The sequence below is a fragment of the Corynebacterium sp. J010B-136 genome (assembly GCF_002967075.1).
In the GTDB taxonomy this organism is placed as follows: Bacteria; Actinomycetota; Actinomycetes; order Mycobacteriales; family Mycobacteriaceae; genus Corynebacterium.
The window spans coordinates 227,303-243,952 of sequence record NZ_PUGE01000002.1 but is presented as its reverse complement, the minus strand read 5'-3'; the positions used below and the strand labels follow the sequence as shown (position 1 = coordinate 243,952).

16 protein-coding genes are annotated in these 16,650 nt (G+C 56.0%); 5 read left to right on the top strand and 11 right to left on the bottom strand.

Annotation, left to right across the window (positions count from 1 at the left end; translation table 11 throughout):
* Positions 1–766: 766 nt before the first annotated feature.
* A complete protein-coding gene (glgC, locus tag C5Y44_RS04535; RefSeq protein ID WP_105323857.1) occupies positions 767–1,984 on the bottom strand; it encodes a glucose-1-phosphate adenylyltransferase in 1,218 nt (405 codons plus the stop codon).
* A gap of 109 nt (positions 1,985–2,093) precedes the next feature.
* Between glgC and glgA the strand changes: the two genes are divergently transcribed.
* Together glgA and C5Y44_RS04525 are read left to right on the top strand one after the other, a co-directional pair.
* Complete coding sequence (glgA, locus tag C5Y44_RS04530; RefSeq protein WP_105323856.1) at positions 2,094–3,248, top strand: glycogen synthase; 1,155 nt, start codon at positions 2,094–2,096, stop codon at positions 3,246–3,248.
* 42 nt (positions 3,249–3,290) lie between these two features.
* A complete protein-coding gene (locus tag C5Y44_RS04525) occupies positions 3,291–4,691 on the top strand; it encodes a GH32 C-terminal domain-containing protein (RefSeq protein ID WP_105324074.1) in 1,401 nt (466 codons plus the stop codon).
* A gap of 503 nt (positions 4,692–5,194) precedes the next feature.
* Here the strand turns inward: C5Y44_RS04525 and C5Y44_RS04515 are convergent.
* The 7 genes from C5Y44_RS04515 to dapE form a co-directional block, all read right to left on the bottom strand.
* The gene (locus tag C5Y44_RS04515; protein WP_105323854.1) at positions 5,195–6,064 is read right to left on the bottom strand and encodes a methyltransferase domain-containing protein; all 870 of its coding nucleotides are present in this window, start codon (positions 6,062–6,064) and stop codon (positions 5,195–5,197) included.
* Positions 6,065–6,110: 46 nt separating this feature from the next.
* Complete coding sequence (locus tag C5Y44_RS04510) at positions 6,111–6,278, bottom strand: DUF3117 domain-containing protein (protein ID WP_066837332.1); 168 nt, start codon at positions 6,276–6,278, stop codon at positions 6,111–6,113.
* A gap of 201 nt (positions 6,279–6,479) precedes the next feature.
* Positions 6,480–6,812 (bottom strand): DivIVA domain-containing protein, encoded by a 333-nt coding sequence (locus tag C5Y44_RS04505; protein ID WP_105323853.1) that lies wholly within the window; start codon positions 6,810–6,812, stop codon positions 6,480–6,482.
* Positions 6,809–7,585 (bottom strand): glucosyl-3-phosphoglycerate synthase, encoded by a 777-nt coding sequence (locus C5Y44_RS04500; RefSeq protein WP_105323852.1) that lies wholly within the window; start codon positions 7,583–7,585, stop codon positions 6,809–6,811. Before C5Y44_RS04500 ends, C5Y44_RS04505 begins: the two co-directional genes overlap by 4 nt.
* A complete protein-coding gene (gene folP / locus C5Y44_RS04495; RefSeq protein WP_233189829.1) occupies positions 7,582–8,445 on the bottom strand; it encodes a dihydropteroate synthase in 864 nt (287 codons plus the stop codon). The genes C5Y44_RS04500 and folP overlap by 4 nt, the downstream gene beginning before the upstream one ends.
* A complete protein-coding gene (locus C5Y44_RS04490; protein ID WP_369831072.1) occupies positions 8,411–9,148 on the bottom strand; it encodes a TIGR00730 family Rossman fold protein in 738 nt (245 codons plus the stop codon). Before C5Y44_RS04490 ends, folP begins: the two co-directional genes overlap by 35 nt.
* 115 nt (positions 9,149–9,263) lie before the next feature.
* Complete coding sequence (dapE, locus tag C5Y44_RS04485; RefSeq protein WP_105323851.1) at positions 9,264–10,397, bottom strand: succinyl-diaminopimelate desuccinylase; 1,134 nt, start codon at positions 10,395–10,397, stop codon at positions 9,264–9,266.
* Between the two features lie 96 nt (positions 10,398–10,493).
* Between dapE and C5Y44_RS04480 the strand changes: the two genes are divergently transcribed.
* The 3 genes from C5Y44_RS04480 to C5Y44_RS04470 all read left to right on the top strand — a co-directional run bounded on the left by C5Y44_RS04480 (position 10,494) and on the right by C5Y44_RS04470 (position 14,437).
* On the top strand, positions 10,494–11,822 hold the full coding sequence (locus C5Y44_RS04480; protein ID WP_105323850.1) for an amino acid permease: 1,329 nt from the start codon (positions 10,494–10,496) through the stop codon (positions 11,820–11,822).
* Between the two features lie 57 nt (positions 11,823–11,879).
* Complete coding sequence (gene dapD / locus C5Y44_RS04475) at positions 11,880–12,851, top strand: 2,3,4,5-tetrahydropyridine-2,6-dicarboxylate N-succinyltransferase (protein ID WP_105323849.1); 972 nt, start codon at positions 11,880–11,882, stop codon at positions 12,849–12,851.
* Positions 12,852–13,486: 635 nt separating this feature from the next.
* The gene (locus tag C5Y44_RS04470) at positions 13,487–14,437 is read left to right on the top strand and encodes an endonuclease domain-containing protein (protein ID WP_105323848.1); all 951 of its coding nucleotides are present in this window, start codon (positions 13,487–13,489) and stop codon (positions 14,435–14,437) included.
* Here C5Y44_RS04470 and C5Y44_RS04465 read toward each other — a convergent pair.
* From C5Y44_RS04465 to fdxA, 3 genes are all read right to left on the bottom strand, one after another.
* Entirely contained in the window at positions 14,430–14,984 is a 555-nt protein-coding gene (locus tag C5Y44_RS04465) for a GtrA family protein (RefSeq protein ID WP_105323847.1), read from the bottom strand. The genes C5Y44_RS04470 and C5Y44_RS04465 overlap by 8 nt on opposite strands.
* A 165-nt stretch (positions 14,985–15,149) precedes the next feature.
* On the bottom strand, positions 15,150–16,265 hold the full coding sequence (gene dapC / locus C5Y44_RS04460) for a succinyldiaminopimelate transaminase (RefSeq protein ID WP_105323846.1): 1,116 nt from the start codon (positions 16,263–16,265) through the stop codon (positions 15,150–15,152).
* Positions 16,266–16,292: 27 nt separating this feature from the next.
* The gene (gene fdxA, locus C5Y44_RS04455) at positions 16,293–16,616 is read right to left on the bottom strand and encodes a ferredoxin (RefSeq protein ID WP_105323845.1); all 324 of its coding nucleotides are present in this window, start codon (positions 16,614–16,616) and stop codon (positions 16,293–16,295) included.
* Between the last annotated feature and the right edge of the window lie 34 nt (positions 16,617–16,650).

The window sequence follows — 16,650 nt, the reverse complement described above, 5'->3', positions numbered from 1 at the left end:
TTAACCTGGGCTTTACCTGTCAAAAAGCTGAATATAATTCTTCAGGCGCCCACATCATTCACAATTTTCTACACCCAAAAAGCCCCTCTTTGTTCCGCTTCCCCTCCCCTTTGCCTAACCTTTCGCCGTTCATCTCCGGCTTCTCATCTCCAGCCACTCGTCTCCTGTCCCTCGCTCAGAATTGTCCCCACTCTCGCGCGACGTCCCCTTCGCGCTCACGAGAAAGACACAAGTCCGCAGAAGCACGCGCCTGGTGAGCGCGAAGCGCACTCGTGCAAGGCACTGCAACGGGCGAGCACCACAGACCACGGGACGCCCGTAAACGGACGCAGGCAACTGAGCACCGACGGCCTCGACAAACAATGCCCCGGCGTACTCTTCGCGCTCACGGCACGAGTGCAGGTCGGCAGACGCACGCGCCCGGTGAGCGCGAAGCGCACACTCACGCAGGATTCCAGCACAAAGAAGCGCCATAGACCGCGTGGAGGCATCAAAGACGCACAGGGAGCCTCGCGCCAAGACTGCAGTATAAAGCGAAGGCGAGGGTGTGCATCGACAAGCAATGGCGTAGCGTACCTTTCGCGCTCACGGCCAAGCCCCAAATCGGTAGAAGCACGCGCCCCGTGAGCGCGAAGGACACAGTGGTCGATATCGGAGGCAGATGGAGGCTCTCGGAGCGGCTGGAGACACCCAACTGAGACAAACTGGCAGAAAGAAGAAGACCTCTCGCACAGCGGGCAGCGAGAGGTCTGGGAAGCGTGAGGTTCTAAACGACGGCGTTTTTGCCAACCACCACTACGCCAGCGTCAGAAATCTTAAAGCGCTGCTTATCGCGCTCACGGTCAACACCGACGATGGCGCCGTCGGTGATCACCGCGTTCTTATCAATAATCGCCTTGCGCACGACCGCGCCTTTACCAACCCTCACGCCAGGCAGAAGAACTGAACCTTCAACCGTTGCGCCATCGGCAATGTGCACGTCAGAAGACAGAATCGAATTACGCACCGTACCACCCGACACAATGCAGCCAGGAGCAACCATAGAACCTTGGGCAATGCCATTTTGCACGAATTTCGCAGGCGGGAAGTTCTGCGTTTCCGTCGAGTGAATCGGCCATTTTCCGTTGTATAAATTGAAAATCGGGTGCACGGAAATTAGGTCCATATGCGCGTCGTAGTAGGAGTCAATTGTTCCCACATCGCGCCAATAACCGCGGTCGCGATCGGTAGCGCCTGGGACTTCATTCGCCATAAAGTCATAAACGTGTGCCTGCCCTTTTTCCACGAAATAAGGGATGATATTGCCACCCATGTCGTGCGCGGAGGTGTCGTCTTTTTCGTCGGCAAGCAAGGCATCAATGAGCGCTTGAGTTGTAAATACATAATTGCCCATCGACGCGTAAGTCATGTTCGGGTCGTCCGGAGTCGATGGCGGATTCGCAGGCTTTTCGATGAACTCCGTAATCGAACCCATCCCATCCGCCTGGATGCAGCCGAACGCGCTTGCTTCTTCCCGCGGAACACGAATACCCGCGACCGAGCAATCCATGCCGGTTGCGATGTGCTCATCGACCATCTGCGAAGGATCCATGCGGTACACGTGGTCGGCGCCGAAGACGATTACGTAATCAGGTTTCTCATCGTTAATGAGGTTCAGCGACTGCACAATGGCGTCGGCAGAACCGCTGTACCAGCGCTTTCCGCGACGTTGCTGGGCAGGAACCGAAGTGACATATTGCGGCGTGGGCCCCGATAAACTCCACGCTTGGGAGATATGTCGGTCGAGGGAATGCGACTTATACTGCGTCAGCACTGCGATCTTCAAAAATCCTGCATTGACTAAATTTGACAACACAAAATCAATTAAGCGGTAGGAACCGCCGAAGGGAACGGCAGGCTTGGCGCGGTCTTCAGTCAGCGGAAATAACCGCTTCCCCTCCCCGCCCGCGAGGACAATTGCTAAGACATTAGGCTGGCTTCTCACACTTGCCAGGGTATAAGTTAATAATCACTTTCGCAGGGAAACGTACTTTTCTCACTACCCCCGCTCGATTAGCAAGCAGGCAGGTAGGCCAGCCGCTAATGTGGCAAATATGAAAGCAGGCATCTTTTCTAAAGAGTATCCGCCAGAGATTTATGGCGGCGCAGGAGTACATGTCGCAGAGCTCACGCGATTTATGCGCGAGCTTATCGATGTCGACGTGCACTGCATGGGCGGTCCCCGCGACGAAGCGGGCGTCTATGTCCACGGCGTGGATCCGGAGTTAGCCCAGGCTAACCCCGCTTTGCAGACTCTATCCACTGGGCTGCGTATGGCTCATGCCGCTGGCGGCATCGATGTGGCGCATTCGCACACGTGGTACTCCGGTTTGGGAGGGCATCTTGCGGCGCGTCTTTATGGCATTCCGCATGTGGTCACCGCGCACTCTTTGGAGCCGCATCGCCCTTGGAAGCGGGAGCAGCTTGGCGGGGGCTATGAAATCTCTTCGTGGTCTGAAAAAAATGCGATGGAATATGCCGACGCTGTCATCGCTGTGTCGTCTGGGATGAAAGATGCGATCTTGGATGCCTATCCGCGGATTGCTCCGGAGAAGGTGCATGTGGTGCTCAATGGCATCGATACGCAGCAATGGCAACCCCGCGACGAGGGTCTCCTGGAAGAACTTGGTGTGGACCGAAACCGACCGATTGCTGCTTTCGTCGGTCGCATCACCCGGCAAAAAGGCGTTCCACACTTGCTCAAAGCCGTCGCGCAATTCGATCCTTCCATTCAGCTGATTTTGTGCGCCGGTGCTCCGGATACTCCTGAGATCGCACAGCAGACTCAAGAATTGGTTGCTACTTTACGCGCAGAACGCGATGGGATTTTCTGGGTCGAAGAAATGCTCCCGCGTGAGAAGGTGCAAGAGGTCTACACAGCTGCCGATGTCTTTGTCTGTCCATCAATCTATGAGCCGCTAGGTATCGTCAACCTTGAGGCCATGGCATGTGAAACTGCTGTGGTCGCTTCTGATGTTGGTGGCATTCCAGAGGTTGTACAAGATGGTGTCACCGGCACGCTCGTGCACTATGACGAAGCTGATGAGGCCACCTTCGAAGCTGACATCGCCACCGCTGTCAATGCACTCGCGCTTAATCCGGAAAAGTCCAAGTCCTACGGACTGGCGGGGCGTGCGCGCGCTGTCGAGTCCTTCTCTTGGGCATCCATTGCTGCACAAACAGTCGATATCTACCGGAGTCTAATTTAGGGCTTCCACGAGGTAGCCGGAATTTGTGTACAAATGGGTGTCATGACTGTTCATCGTCCTGAGCTACATTTTGCACCAGAGTCCGGAATCGTCGAGGCACCCGCAGGCGCGCTACTCGACGGCAACACTTGGCACCTGTTTTTCCAGCACCGAGCAGATCCCGGTTCACCTTCGCGTTGGGGGCACACGTTCTCGGAAGAATCTCCCTTTGACTGGCTAGAATGCGATGACCCGCTTGCGCCCCAAGACGATGAAACGGGGCTACGCGCAGGTTCTGTCACAGCTACTGAAGGCGATGTGCACCTGTACTTCACCTCCGTCAAAGAAGATTCCACCAGCATCGAAGTCGCCCGCTATGACTTATTTGATGATGTCTGCGAGATTTCAGACGATCCTTCTGCGCTGGACACACGTGTCACGCGCCTAGGCACCGCAGTCTCCGACCAGGACGATGTCCGGCGCTTTCGCTCTCCGGTGGTTGTCGCTGACTGGGTAGATCCTAATTCACGCAGCGAAGGTCATAAGGGCTGGTTAATGCTCACCGTGGCTGGTGATGCCACAGCCCCGCAGCTCATGATTTTCCGCAGCGACGATGCCAAGCAGTGGACTTTTTCCGGGCCTTTGGAATTCGACGGCGATCCAGGAGCAGAGCTTCAGCCTGGCCGCGTTGTTGTCTCCCCACGCATTATTCGCTTGCGCGATGAAGTCGATAGCAAAATTTACGACGTGCTCATGGTCACGATTGAAGAAAATGGCAGTGAGCACGCCGGATATGTCGTCGGCCGCCTCACAGGCACTAAGTTCAAGGTCGCGCAGCCTTTCCAGCGCCTAGACTATGGCCACGATTTCACCCGTCCCCGCATCACTAACTACACCCCTGGCAGCGTTGATGAATCCACTCTCTACGACGAGGGAATTCTATTTGGCCTGCTCAACGGCACTGGTCGCCTCGATGACCCCAGCCAGCACAAGTCGTGGCAAGAAGGTAAGTGGGCCAATGTCATTTCTTTGCCCAGGGTCGTAACTCTTCAAGGCGGAACGATTTTCCAAACACCTCCTAAGGGTTTGCCGGAGGCTATCAATAATGCCACCCGTGCCAGCTCGTGGATCGGGTTGCTGGAAGTTCCAGAAGGCTCCACCGTGACGCTTTCGCTTAGCGATGCCTCCGGAAACCCCGCCGCCACCATCCACCACCGCGGTTCCTCGCTTGAACTTGATCGTTCTGCATCCTTTGAGTCAGAAACCGCTATCGCCCCGCTTGCCGAGGGCGACTCCGACTCCCTTACCGTCATCGTCGACGGCTCAACTGTCGAGGTCTTCGCCGATGGCGGCCAAGTCGCCATGGCTTCACGCGTTTATTTCGAAGGCGGCTGTTCCTCTATAACCGCAACCACCGACGGCGACGCACAGGTCCTCCGCGACTGGTACATCAGCCACCCTTAATCCCCCTCACCCAGCGCCCGCCCACGCCAACCTCCCTCGGGCCAGCGCTCGTCCAGGGCAAACTCTCCTACCGGGGGCCTGCACGACGCCCGCTCACGCCAAGCCTGCTCCCGCCTGCGACTAACCGCATCAGCCCACCTCTGGCCCACCGTGTCCCCTTCGCGCTCACCAGAAAGCCGTTACTCGCCAGGCAATTTCTTGCGGTGAGCGCGAAGGGGCGTGACTGTCCAGCAACGCGGATGCCACTATTGGCACAGGCCAGCATCGGAAGCGTTGAGCTTCAGCACTGGCGTCGACTGGCCAGCGCCGAAGAAATTGCGCCGCGCCGCTCCTTCACCCAAGCATTTGTACGCTTCGCGCTCACCGAAACTGCTTTACTACCCAGGACCTCGCGCTTGGTGAGCGCGAAGGAGCCCTGTGTGACTGGAAACGTCGGAAGCTGAAAAGACGCAAGAGTCCCGAGCGATAAAGAATGCTCGGGACTCGAAATTTGGGGGTGGAGCTTAAACTGAACGCAGACGATCGAGGCGGGCGTGTGCAGTTACAGACATAGTCTGTGGCAATGCTTCCATGCGAGCTGCCAGTTCTTCTGCAGAAATGTGCCGGGCTGACGGGCTCATCGCTACCTGTGCTGCAATGGACTCCTTATCCAGCTGAATTGGAAACGCGAGGTTAACCGGATCAGCGGCCTGCTCCAAAAAGCCCTCCGCTTGGTCATACATGCGCTCAACCTTGCCCTCTTCGACGCCCAGAATGCCAAGTGGCTCGCGCAATTCATCGAGGTGTCCGGCCTGCGGAGTCAAGACAATGACCTGTCCGCCTGGCGCCAGAATGCGCTGAAATTCCGCGGGGTTGCGCGGGGCGAAGACAACTGAGATCGCGTTGATAGATTCATCACGAATCGGCAGAGTTTGCCACACGTCCGCAATCACAGCACCAACGCGCGGGTGGCATTTTGCCAGGTGCCGCGCTGCGTGTGGGGAGATGTCTAGGCCAACTCCACGCGAACCGTCGATGGAGTCAAGAGTATGTGAGAGATAGTAGCCGGTGCCGGCGCCGACCTCGAGAAGCGTGGGCTCAGGCACGTCTTCCTGGCTAATCGCATTGTCTAAGGCGTTTTGGATAGCGCCGGTGACAGCTTCCACAAACGGCGCGAAGTGGCCTTTAGAAAGATATGTTTCGCGGGCAGTGACCATATCGGCGTCGTCGCCTTTATGTTTAAGACCTGCGCCGGATGCAAGGGTGACATACCCCTGCTTGGCGACATCATAAGAGTGACCGGATTCAGATCCCAACCGGGTAAAGTCATCCACGCCTGAAAGCGCGCTTCCATCGGCAGGATCCGCCAGAACATCAATAATGTGCGAAAGCATAAACCTAGATTAGATCATCTCATCTAGAAAGCGATATTGCGGTGGGCTATTGTGCGACTTCAGTTAGAAGCTCACCGAGCTCAGCGGCTTCTTCTTTAGTCATCTCCACAACGATTCGGCCGCCACCGTCAGAGGGAATACGCATGACGATTTTGCGCGATTCGATTACAGCTTCCATTGGTCCACCAGTAGTGCGAGGCTTCATTGCTGCCATGTGAATTCTGCTCCCTTAAAAAATTAAAAATCCACTGCTTCTCCACGCTGCGCCGAAAGGAAATTACTTCACCTTTGGCATAGCTGTGAGGAAAAACTCAGTGCTTCACACCCATTATAATCTTTTTTCGCACAAAGCACCTGCGCAGTTGGCTCGCCAAGCAGCATTTACGCAGGCCACAGGTTTATCGCGGGAAAGGAATTACTCAGATTCCGAAGCTTCGTCGGTACTTAAGCTGCGCTTTTGCGCCGCCAATTCTTCTTTGGTTCGCTGTAATTCGTGGGTGAGAACATCTAAAAGATCATCGACTTGCGCAGGCGAATAGCCAAATTTCACGGTGCTAAATCCGACTTTGTCATACTCACCATGCAAAGCGAAGGCGCGGTTGCCTTGCAGCGTGGCCTGTTTTTCGTCGGCAGGCAAATCCGCCATAACGGGGCCTTTGCCAACAAAGTGCGACAGCACCCACGTTGCCACGATGGCAAAGAGTGCGATCAAAGCCGCCACGATGATAATCGTTAGCACTACATTCATGAGATTGTCTCCCGAGATTCCAGATGTTCAAGTGCAGGACGTTGACTTAAGACACTCCGAGTGGCCTGCGCAGAAGTCCCGTATAAGTGTGCACGGTCCAGGATGGTCTCTGCGACCACTTTGGCCATCGGAGCGAGCTGGGACAGAGGACGATTGCGGTGCACGCGCGGCGGCAATTTAACCTGAGCGATTGCATCGGCGCCGAAAAAGTGTGCCACATCAATCATTAGCCCGGCTTCGACGCCATAGCCATCGACAAATGGCAGTTCGCGAGCGACGGAGCGCCGAATGGCGTACTCACCGCCGAGTGGCTGCGCGATATGAGAAAGGTCTGGGAAAAACATGCTCAGCAAAGGCTTGGCGGTCAATTCCGTGACGCGACCGCCTCCGGTGGGCTGATCGCCGAAGGTACGGCTATAGACAGGCTTCACCAGGTGGATTGAAGGGTCGGCAAAAGGCGCAGCAAGTGCTGTGACCAGGCCAGGTGCTGCTGATTCCAGATCAGCGTCGACAAAGACCACGATGTCGCCACGCGCTGCCTCCACGCCGCGCCACAGGGATTCGCCTTTGCCCACGCGCACTGGCACATGCGGCAAAACCTCGCGCCAATTAATCACCCGCGCGCCAGCTGCGGTTGCTACAGCGGCGGTGGCATCGGAAGAATCAGCATCGATGACAAGGACTTCTAAAGGATTATCAGCCAGGCAAGCTTGCACCACACGAGCGATAGTTGGTTCCTCGTTCAACGCCGGAATAACTACAGAAACACTCATGCGAGTCCCCTCGTGGTAGCCAAAGGCGCAGCAATTCCCTGAATAGCAGCAGTCATGCGGATGGCATCGACAGTCTCTTTTACTTCATGGACGCGAAATGCCGCCACGCCTTTCGATGCAGCCCAGGCCGTAGCCGCCAAGGTTCCCGCCACCCGGTCGCCGACTTCCCTGCCTAAGGTTTCCCCGACGAAGTCTTTATTAGACAACGCCATGAGCACCGGCCAGCCGGTAGCTACTAGCTCATCGATGCGGCGCAGAAGTTCCAGGCCATGGAAAGTATTTTTGCCAAAGTCGTGTGTGGGATCGATAAAGGTCAGCTCGGGTGGGCAGCCAAGCGCGACGGCGCGCTCAGCCAAAGCTGTGGTCTCGGCAATCACGTCAGCGACAACGTCGTCGAAATGCACGCGGTGCGGCCGAGTGCGCGGTGTAACCCCGCCGGTATGCGAGCATACGTAGCCCACTCCGTGGGCACCTGCGACTTCTATAAGTTGCGGGTCCCAACCTGCCCACGTGTCGTTGATGAGCCGCGCGCCGGCAGCAATAGCTTGCTCAGCTACCGATGCACGCCAGGTATCAACACTGATAATTACCTCCGGGTATCGCGCAGCAATTTCTGCGATAAGCGGCACTACGCGATCAATTTCAGCAGCCGCATCCACTGCCTCACCGGGACCAGCCTTCACTCCGCCGATATCGACGATGCTTGCGCCCTGGGCGACGACTTCCTCACAGCGTGCCAAAGCACTGTCCATCCCCCAGGTTGCTCCTTTGTCATAAAAGGAGTCAGGTGTGCGATTTACAATCGCCATCACCTGGGCTAAAGGTTTAAGCGTCGTGGTTGAGTCGGCTGACTCGCTCATCGGTCATCTCCTTGTGCGCAGCAACGATGTGCTCCACGGCTTCATCAACCGAATCAGTAAGCAAGAAAAGGTCCATATCCTGGGGGTTGATATATCCTTCAGCCACCAAGGTATTTGCCATCCACTCAACCAGACCCGACCAGTATTCGGTACCGATCAGCACGATTGGGTAGTTGGTTACCTTGCCGGTTTGCACCATGCAGAGCATTTCAAAAAGCTCATCCATCGTACCCATGCCACCTGGCAGACAGACAAAAGCCTGCGAGTACTTCAAAAACATGGTCTTGCGCGCAAAGAAGTACCGGAAGTTAATGCCAAGGTCGACGTACTTATTAAGCCCCTGCTCAAAGGGCAGTTCAATGCCCAAGCCCACGGAAAGCCCACCAGCTTCATAAGCGCCCCGGTTGGCAGCTTCCATAATTCCTGGGCCACCGCCGGTCACCACGGCATAATCGTGCTCCACCAGCTTTGCGCCCAAGTCGATGCCCTGTGCATACTCCAGCGCATCTTCCTTCGTGCGTGCCGAACCGTATACGGTCACGGCCTTTGGCAAATCGCTCAGTGCATCAAATCCCGCGACAAATTCACCCTGGATACGCAGTACACGCCACGGATCTGCATGCTTCCACGCGTGGTCTGCACCAGATTCCAATAAACGCTGGTCATAGGTAGAGGTTTGATTGCCGTCGGTACGTAACAGCATGGGACCACGCAGCATGCGGTTAGTCTCCGCGCTTTCTGTAGTGCGCAGAACACGCGGTTTACCGTCTTTATTACTACGCAAAGGAGCCATTGTTTTTCTTTCTACTAAGGGTTTTCTAAGCCGTGAGGTATGTGTGAAGTGCTTGTGCCACTGACGTTATCTGTTCCACCGGACATTGCTCGTCTCGCTTATGCGCAAATCCGGGGTCACCAGGGCCAAAGTTGACCGCTGGCGTGCCCATTTCAGAAAAGCGCGCCACATCCGTCCAGCCGTACTTGGCACGAACATTGCCACCGACTGCATCGATAAGCGCTGCGGCAGACGGCTGCCCCAATCCCGGAAGCGCTGCACCTGCGACATCATCAACTTCAAAGCTGATACCAGGTGAATCCAAGGTGGCATCGGCAGGCATCTCTTGCTCTTTTGCCAAGCCCAAGACATCGAGCAAGTGCTCCATCGCCTCTTCGGAGCTGCGGTCCGGCGCGAAACGGAAATTCACAAACATCCACGCGTGATCCGGCAAAGTATTGGTGGCCACCCCAGCTTCAAGGTGCACGATGTTGAGCCCCTCGCGGTAGGTACACCCATCAATGGTGACATCACGCGGTGAGTACTCTGCAATCTTGGTCATCACCGGCGTTAGGGTGTGTGCCGCGTTCGAACCCAGCCAAGCCCGCGCCGAGTGCGCGCGGGTGCCATGCGCTGTTACCCGCAGGCGGATAGTGCCCTGACAACCTGCCTCAATCATCGCGCCCGACGGCTCTCCCAGCAATGCCAAATCCCCCTGCAACCACTGAGGATTATCCCGCTGCAAATGCCCCAAACCGTTGAACTCCGTCGCAACCTCTTCGCCCTCATAGGCAATCAGCGTCAAGTCGTGGCTAAGGTCTTTATCCGCTGCCAGCTGGGCAAAGGTATGCAGGTAGACCGCCAACCCGGACTTCATATCCACCGTGCCACAGCCAAACATAATGTTATCTTCCATGTGGTGTGGGACGTTGTCCGCAATTGGCACGGTATCCACGTGTCCAGCTAAAACAACGCGGGAACCCAAGCCGCGATTGGTACGCGCGCACACGGTGTTTCCAAAGCGTGCAAGCTCCACTTCGGCGGAATCAACCAACGGTTTCAAGGCCTGCTCGATGGCATCGGCAATAGCCTTTTCATGATGCGAAGGGCTAGGGATATCAACCAGCGCCTTCGTCAGCTCAATGGGGTCCTGGGTCAGATCAAGATGGAAAATAGTCACAATCCGCCATCGTAGCGTGAAACCCGCTGCTGATCAGGGCAGATGAGGCGTGTAACATTTCTAACGGCCAATACCAGGATGAAAGAAAAGTGGGCGATGAGTAATTCAGAGTCAAATAAGTTAAAAACCAGACACTTGACGATGATGGGGCTTGGCTCAGCCATCGGCGCCGGACTATTCCTCGGCGTTGGCGTGGGCATCCAAATTGCCGGTACCTCTATTTTGATTGCGTACCTGGTTGCCGGTGTTCTGGTAACTTTAATCATGTACATGCTCGGCGAGATGGCCTCTGCGCGCCCTTCTCTGGGTTCCTTTTCCACGTATGCGGGTCAAGCGTTTGGCAACTGGGCACGCTTTACGATGGGCTGGCTGTACTGGTTCATGCTGATTATGGTGATGGGCGCCGAAATTACTGGTGCGGCCGCTATTCTTGGCGGTTGGTTCGGGGTAGATCCATGGATCCCTGCACTAGTTGCCGTGGTATTTTTCGCCGTGGTCAATTTCGGGGCGGTACGCGGATTCGGTGAATTCGAGTTTTGGTTCGCCATCATCAAAGTCGCGGTCATCGTTGCTTTCTTGGTGCTCGGCGCATGGCTCATTTTTGGCCCAGCTGAGACTCAAACCAGCAGTTTCGTTGAGAACTTCGCGCCCAATGGCGTGCCAGGTTTGGCAGCCGGGTTGCTGGCGGTGGCCTTTGCTTTCGGCGGTATCGAGCTAGTCACCATTGCTGCGGCTGAATCTGAAGACCCAGCACACAATGTCGCCACAGCAGTGCGCGCGATTATTTTCCGCATCATTGTCTTCTACCTGGGCGCAGTTGCAGTTATTACCTTGCTGCTGCCATTTTCTAGGATTCAAGATGCAGACGTTGCAGCGCAGTCCCCTTTCACTGAGGTCTTGCGCGTTGCAGAGATTCCTTATGCCGCGACCTTCATGGAGCTCGTCATCGTGGTTGCGCTGCTTTCAGCGTTCAACGCGCAGATTTACGCAACCTCACGCTTGGTCTTTGACATGGCCCGCGATGGCAATGCCCCAGGCGCGTTTAAGTACACCTCGAAGACAGGCTCGCCGCTATATGCCGTGATCTTGTCGATGATCTTCGCTTTCGCTTCCGTCGGCCTTCAGTACTGGAATCCTCCCGGACTCTTGGCCTTCTTGTTCAACGCCGTCGGCGGCTGCCTATTGGTCATTTGGTTCTTCATCGTAACCTCTTATATCAAGCTCAAGCCGAGCCTCGAATCCACCGAAATTCGCGTGCCAGGTTTCCCGTGGATTCCTTATGCAGTGATACTCGGACTGCTGCTCATCGTCCTGCTCATGCTCTTCGACCCTTCGGCGCGCGGTCAGCTAATCGCCGTTGCCGTCATCGCCGGCGGACTGACGATTGTGTCACTGTTGATGCCCAATTCTCGCACAAAAGTATAGGGTTACCTATACTTTCTAAGGTATCTATCCCCGACTCCTCTAAGGCTTGAATATTCAATGACTTCTGCATCTGCCCGCGGTTTGGCAACGATCACCCACGACGGAACAGTGTTGGATGTTTGGTTTCCAGCAGTTTCGCTGGATACTCCTGTTTCTGCTGCTGGCACTGAACGCTTGGAGGAGACTCCACAGCAATTTGCAGCCCTCGTTGGCCCTGACGAAGAGCGCGGTGTAGCTCGCGTCGCAGTTGAGACTTCCATTGCGGACCTCGACGCTGCGCCAATCGACGCATATGACGCTTACCTGCGTCTGCACCTTCTCTCCCACCGTGCGGTTAAGCCACACGGTTTGAACATGGACGGCATCTTTGGCCACCTCGCAAACGTTGTCTGGACCAACTACGGCCCCTGCGCTGTCGCTGATTTCCAGATGGTGCGCAGCCGCCTGGCATCCCGCGGCCCAGTCACTGTGTTTTCCGTGGACAAGTTCCCACGCATGGTGGACTACGTCGTTCCTTCCGGAGTTCGCATCGGTGACGCAGACCGCGTGCGCTTGGGCGCACACTTGGCAGAAGGCACCACCGTTATGCACGAAGGCTTCGTCAACTTCAACGCCGGTACCCTGGGTGCTTCCATGGTTGAAGGCCGTATCTCCGCAGGTGTCGTCGTTGGCGACGGCTCCGATATCGGCGGCGGCGCATCCATCATGGGTACCCTGTCCGGTGGCGGCAAGGAGACCATTTCCATCGGTGAGCGCTGCCTGCTCGGCGCCAACTCGGGCGTGGGCATTTCGCTTGGCGATGACTGTGTTGTCGAAGCCGGCCTGTACGTCACCTCTGGCTCTAAGGTTTCCGTCTTCGGCCGCGTCGCTGAAGTCGCCGGCGTTGACGAAGGCACCTCCGTGAAGGCTGCGAAGCTTTCCGGCGCATCCGGCATGCTGCTGCGCCGCAACTCTGTTACCGGTTCTATCGAAGCTACCGAGTGGAAGGCAGAAGCAGTCGCCCTCAACGAGGAACTGCACAAGAACTAATCCGCTCATTTCACGCGCCCATCCAGCGCGCGACTAGCGCCTTGCCAAACAACTATCGGCAAGGCGCTTTTGCGATCTCAACGCCAACCCATCAGCACCCCGTCCTCAGCCCTCGCACCAGCTCCCCGTCCCCAACCCCCTCGCATCAGTACCCGGTCCTCAGCCCCCTGTCCCCTTCGCGCTCACCATATAACAGCTCCTCGACATCAACAGCTTCGCTGTGAGCGCGAAGCACACGCCGGCATCGACAAGCGAAGGCATCAGCCAGCGTTGCACTTTCAGACGGGCACAGTCGAAGTCGGCGCACGCGATGATCGCTTCCCGCTCACAGCGGCAGGCGCTCTCGAGACTTGGCCACAGCTGGTGAGCGCGAGGCGCACAGGCGCAAAAGCTTGTCGATGCCCTTTCGCGCTCACAGCAAGCCATCGCATGGTTAGACGCTTGCTCTGGGTGAGCGCGAAGGGTTCGGTGTGCAAATACGCGTGGTGAGTAAAGCACGGAAGCGCGAGGGCAGAGGTAATTATCCACAGATTTTAGGTGACACGTCAATAAATATGGCGGGAAGGGGCAAGTTATCCACAGCAGCCGCAGGTCAGCCTAGATTGCGGTAGCGTGCGAGCAATAGCGTCAGGTGTATGAATACCAAGAGTATGAATACCAAAAGCATAAACACCAAGGTTACGGACACCAAGGGCACGAATACCCAGATCGGAAGCATATGGACTACGCAGGAGTTGCGGAAAAGGGGCATCGGCAGGCGCAAACAAGCGTGCATGGTCGCAGACGGCACGCTGCATCGCGTGCATCGCGGCATCTACATCAGCGGCAGGGTTAGCGCGCGCAATGTCGCCAGGGCGCTCACGCAGTCGCTTGCCGATGTCGCGCTTACCGGACACTCCGCGACGCAGCTGCACCTGGGGCATACGTTGACATTCCCGCTGGAATTGGAAGGCCCGCGCACCATTCGGGGCGAAAATTTCACGGTACGGCATACTCGCAGGCAGACCACGCAAGTCAAAGACGGCATCAAACTGGTTGAACCGCTGTGGGCCGCAAGACGCAGCCCCTACGAGCAGGAGTGGCTGTTGGAGCAGTGTTATAGGGGTCGCAGCGGCATCGACAAGCTGAAGCGCGACGTAGGGCGCATGAAGCGCTTGACGATGCAACTACGCAGCGTATTGAAACGCTGTTGCATCGGAGCGGATAGCATTGCGGAGAAGAAGCTCGCGACGGAGCTGCGTCGGGTCGGGTTTCAGGTGCAACACAATGTACTTTTTGCGGGTTACCGTTACGATCTGTGGCTGCAGAAGCTGGGGATTTTAATCGAAGTCGACGGCTATGAGGTGCACAGCGATGCCAAAAGCTTTGTGAAAGACCGCTGGAAATCGAATGATGGCGCAAGCCTTGGGTGCGTGGTCTTAAGGTTTAGTGCTGATTGCGTGCATTATCACTTAAAACAGGTGGTGGCGAAGGTAAAAGAAATCGCGCAGTGGATTCGACAAGGTCGACCAAGGCGCGATGAAGTGGGTATACAAGGCAACCCGGTGTTCAACTGGCACGAATGCGTGCGCAGCACGTTTAGCTAGGAGCTGCGTCCTGTACGAAGACAGGGCTTTTCGGCCGGGAGCGGAAGGTCCACAGCTTATTAATCACGAAGTTAATCGGCATAGCTACGATAATTGAAATTGCTGATGCCCAGTAGAACTTGGTGCGGAAGCCGGTGGAATCATCGAAGATTTCTGGCGACAGCGCAATCGGCGAATTCACATTCATCAATAACGTGGCGATGACCTGGCTGACTAAGAAGGCGCCGAGGCCTGCCAGTAAGAATGGGAAAAAGCCGCGTAACCATGAGATACGCTGGGCTTCTTTGAAAGTCCACATGCGGTTGAGCTGATAGTTCCAGGTATTGGCGAGCAAAAACGCAATCGCCATAAACACGTGGTACCAGCGGATATTAAATTGGGTACCAAATAGGTTGATAAAGCCATCATGCTCGGTAATGCCAGCCGACCACATCGCAATCTTTTTGGACAGAAATACCACCAGCAGGTTAACGACCGTGCCAGATCCTCCCACGAGGCCAAACCTGAGAAATTGCCCCATATTAGATATAAAACGAGCTACCGTCATGCTCTTGAGTAACCCTTCTTTATGGACAATTCTTCTAAAACTACGCGCGAGTGTGGCGGCAAACTTTTCGTTCGCCGCCTTTTCACGCTGAAAGTTATTAAAGTTTAGCGCACTTGGGTTACTGGATTGCTTTCCACACGGTACTAAATAGCTGTGAGCCCAATTTTAGTTGCGCTGACCGGCGGCAGTAAGGCGAGCACACGCGGCGTCGATACGCTCATCAGTGCCATTGAGACCGACGCGAATAAACTGCTCGCCCACCTGTCCGTAGAAATCGCCGGGAGCAACCAAGATACCCAAGTCTGCTAACCACGCAACATCGTCGCGGCAATTATTGCCGCTGGTTGCCCACAGATACATGCCGGCTTCGGAATGGTGGATGTCAAAGCCGACGTCGCTAAGCGCGCGCATCAACTTCGCACGACGCAGCGCGTAGCGCTGGACCTGCAGGGCTTCGGTGGCGTCATCGTTAAGCGCTGCGACCATCGCTGCTTGCACAGGACCTGGAACCATAAGGCCGGCGTGCTTGCGCACTTCCAAAAGCTCAGCGATAAGCTCTGCATCACCGGCGAAAAAGCCTGCGCGGTACGAGGCCATATTCGCTGACTTCGACAAAGAATGCATGGCAATCAGCCCGGTCATATCTCCGTCTGTAACTCGAGGGTCCAAGATGGAAACTGGCGGGTGCGCATCTTCCCACGCCAAAGCCATGTAACACTCATCAGAGGCCACGATGGCATTGTGCTCACGTGCCCACGCGACAATCGCGCGCAGCTCGTCGATGTTTAACACCTTGCCGGTGGGGTTAGACGGAGAGTTGATAAAGACCAGGGCTGCATCCTGAAAATCAGCCGGATCATCAGCGCGGATAATCTCTGCGCCGGCGATCTTCGCACCGACTTCATAGGTCGGATAAGCCACTGATGGAATAACTACGGTCTCCCCGCGCAAGCCCAGCAAGGTTGGCAACCATGCGATTGCTTCCTTAGTGCCCACGACAGGAAGTACAGACTTGTCCCCTAGCCCGACGATTTCGTAGCGGCGCTCCAACGCACTCGAAATAGCCTCGCGTAATTCCGGGGTACCCATAGTTTGCGGATACCCAGACAACGACGCTGCTGAAGACAAAGCCAGCTGCACAGAAGGCGAAACTTCATCCACTGGGGTTCCCACGGACAAATCCACGATCCCCTCAGGGTGGCTAGCTGCCTTAGCTTTGGCATCCGCCAGGGAATTCCACGGGAAATCCGGTAATACACTGCCCAGTGGGGTCCGTGCCATAGTTAGTTCAAACTCCTTGTTTAAAAGCTAATCCTGATTTTGAGGCGGCAACGCAGCAATCATCGGGACATCGAAGTCCTGAGGGCCAGCACCCGCTGCACCGCCAGGGGAACCGAGATCGTCAAAGAACGCGGCATTAGCGTCATTATATTCCAGCCACTCGTCTGGAACGTCATCTTCGTAGAAAATTGCCTCTACAGGGCACGCAGGTTCGCAAGCACCACAGTCCACGCACTCATCAGGGTGGATGTAGAGCATACGCTTGCCCTCGTAGATGCAATCTACGGGGCACTCTTCAACACAGCCGCGGTCCATTACGTCGACGCAGGGCTGAGCAATTGTATATGTCATGGGGTATTTTATCTCCTGAAATCCGGCACTATCC

Coding starts and splice junctions, on each gene's coding strand:
- fdxA (WP_105323845.1), bottom strand. CDS start 16,616: ATGACATATACAATTGCTCAGCCCTGCGTCGACGTAATGGACCGCGGC.
- C5Y44_RS04510 (WP_066837332.1), bottom strand. CDS start 6,278: ATGGCAGCAATGAAGCCTCGCACTACTGGTGGACCAATGGAAGCTGTA.
- C5Y44_RS04515 (WP_105323854.1), bottom strand. CDS start 6,064: ATGCTTTCGCACATTATTGATGTTCTGGCGGATCCTGCCGATGGAAGC.
- C5Y44_RS04465 (WP_105323847.1), bottom strand. CDS start 14,984: ATGACGGTAGCTCGTTTTATATCTAATATGGGGCAATTTCTCAGGTTT.
- C5Y44_RS04525 (WP_105324074.1), top strand. CDS start 3,291: ATGACTGTTCATCGTCCTGAGCTACATTTTGCACCAGAGTCCGGAATC.
- C5Y44_RS04480 (WP_105323850.1), top strand. CDS start 10,494: ATGAGTAATTCAGAGTCAAATAAGTTAAAAACCAGACACTTGACGATG.
- dapD (WP_105323849.1), top strand. CDS start 11,880: ATGACTTCTGCATCTGCCCGCGGTTTGGCAACGATCACCCACGACGGA.
- folP (WP_233189829.1), bottom strand. CDS start 8,445: ATGAGCGAGTCAGCCGACTCAACCACGACGCTTAAACCTTTAGCCCAG.
- C5Y44_RS04500 (WP_105323852.1), bottom strand. CDS start 7,585: ATGAGTGTTTCTGTAGTTATTCCGGCGTTGAACGAGGAACCAACTATC.
- C5Y44_RS04505 (WP_105323853.1), bottom strand. CDS start 6,812: ATGAATGTAGTGCTAACGATTATCATCGTGGCGGCTTTGATCGCACTC.
- dapC (WP_105323846.1), bottom strand. CDS start 16,265: ATGGCACGGACCCCACTGGGCAGTGTATTACCGGATTTCCCGTGGAAT.
- C5Y44_RS04470 (WP_105323848.1), top strand. CDS start 13,487: ATGAATACCAAGAGTATGAATACCAAAAGCATAAACACCAAGGTTACG.
- glgA (WP_105323856.1), top strand. CDS start 2,094: ATGAAAGCAGGCATCTTTTCTAAAGAGTATCCGCCAGAGATTTATGGC.
- C5Y44_RS04490 (WP_369831072.1), bottom strand. CDS start 9,148: ATGCTGTTACGTACCGACGGCAATCAAACCTCTACCTATGACCAGCGT.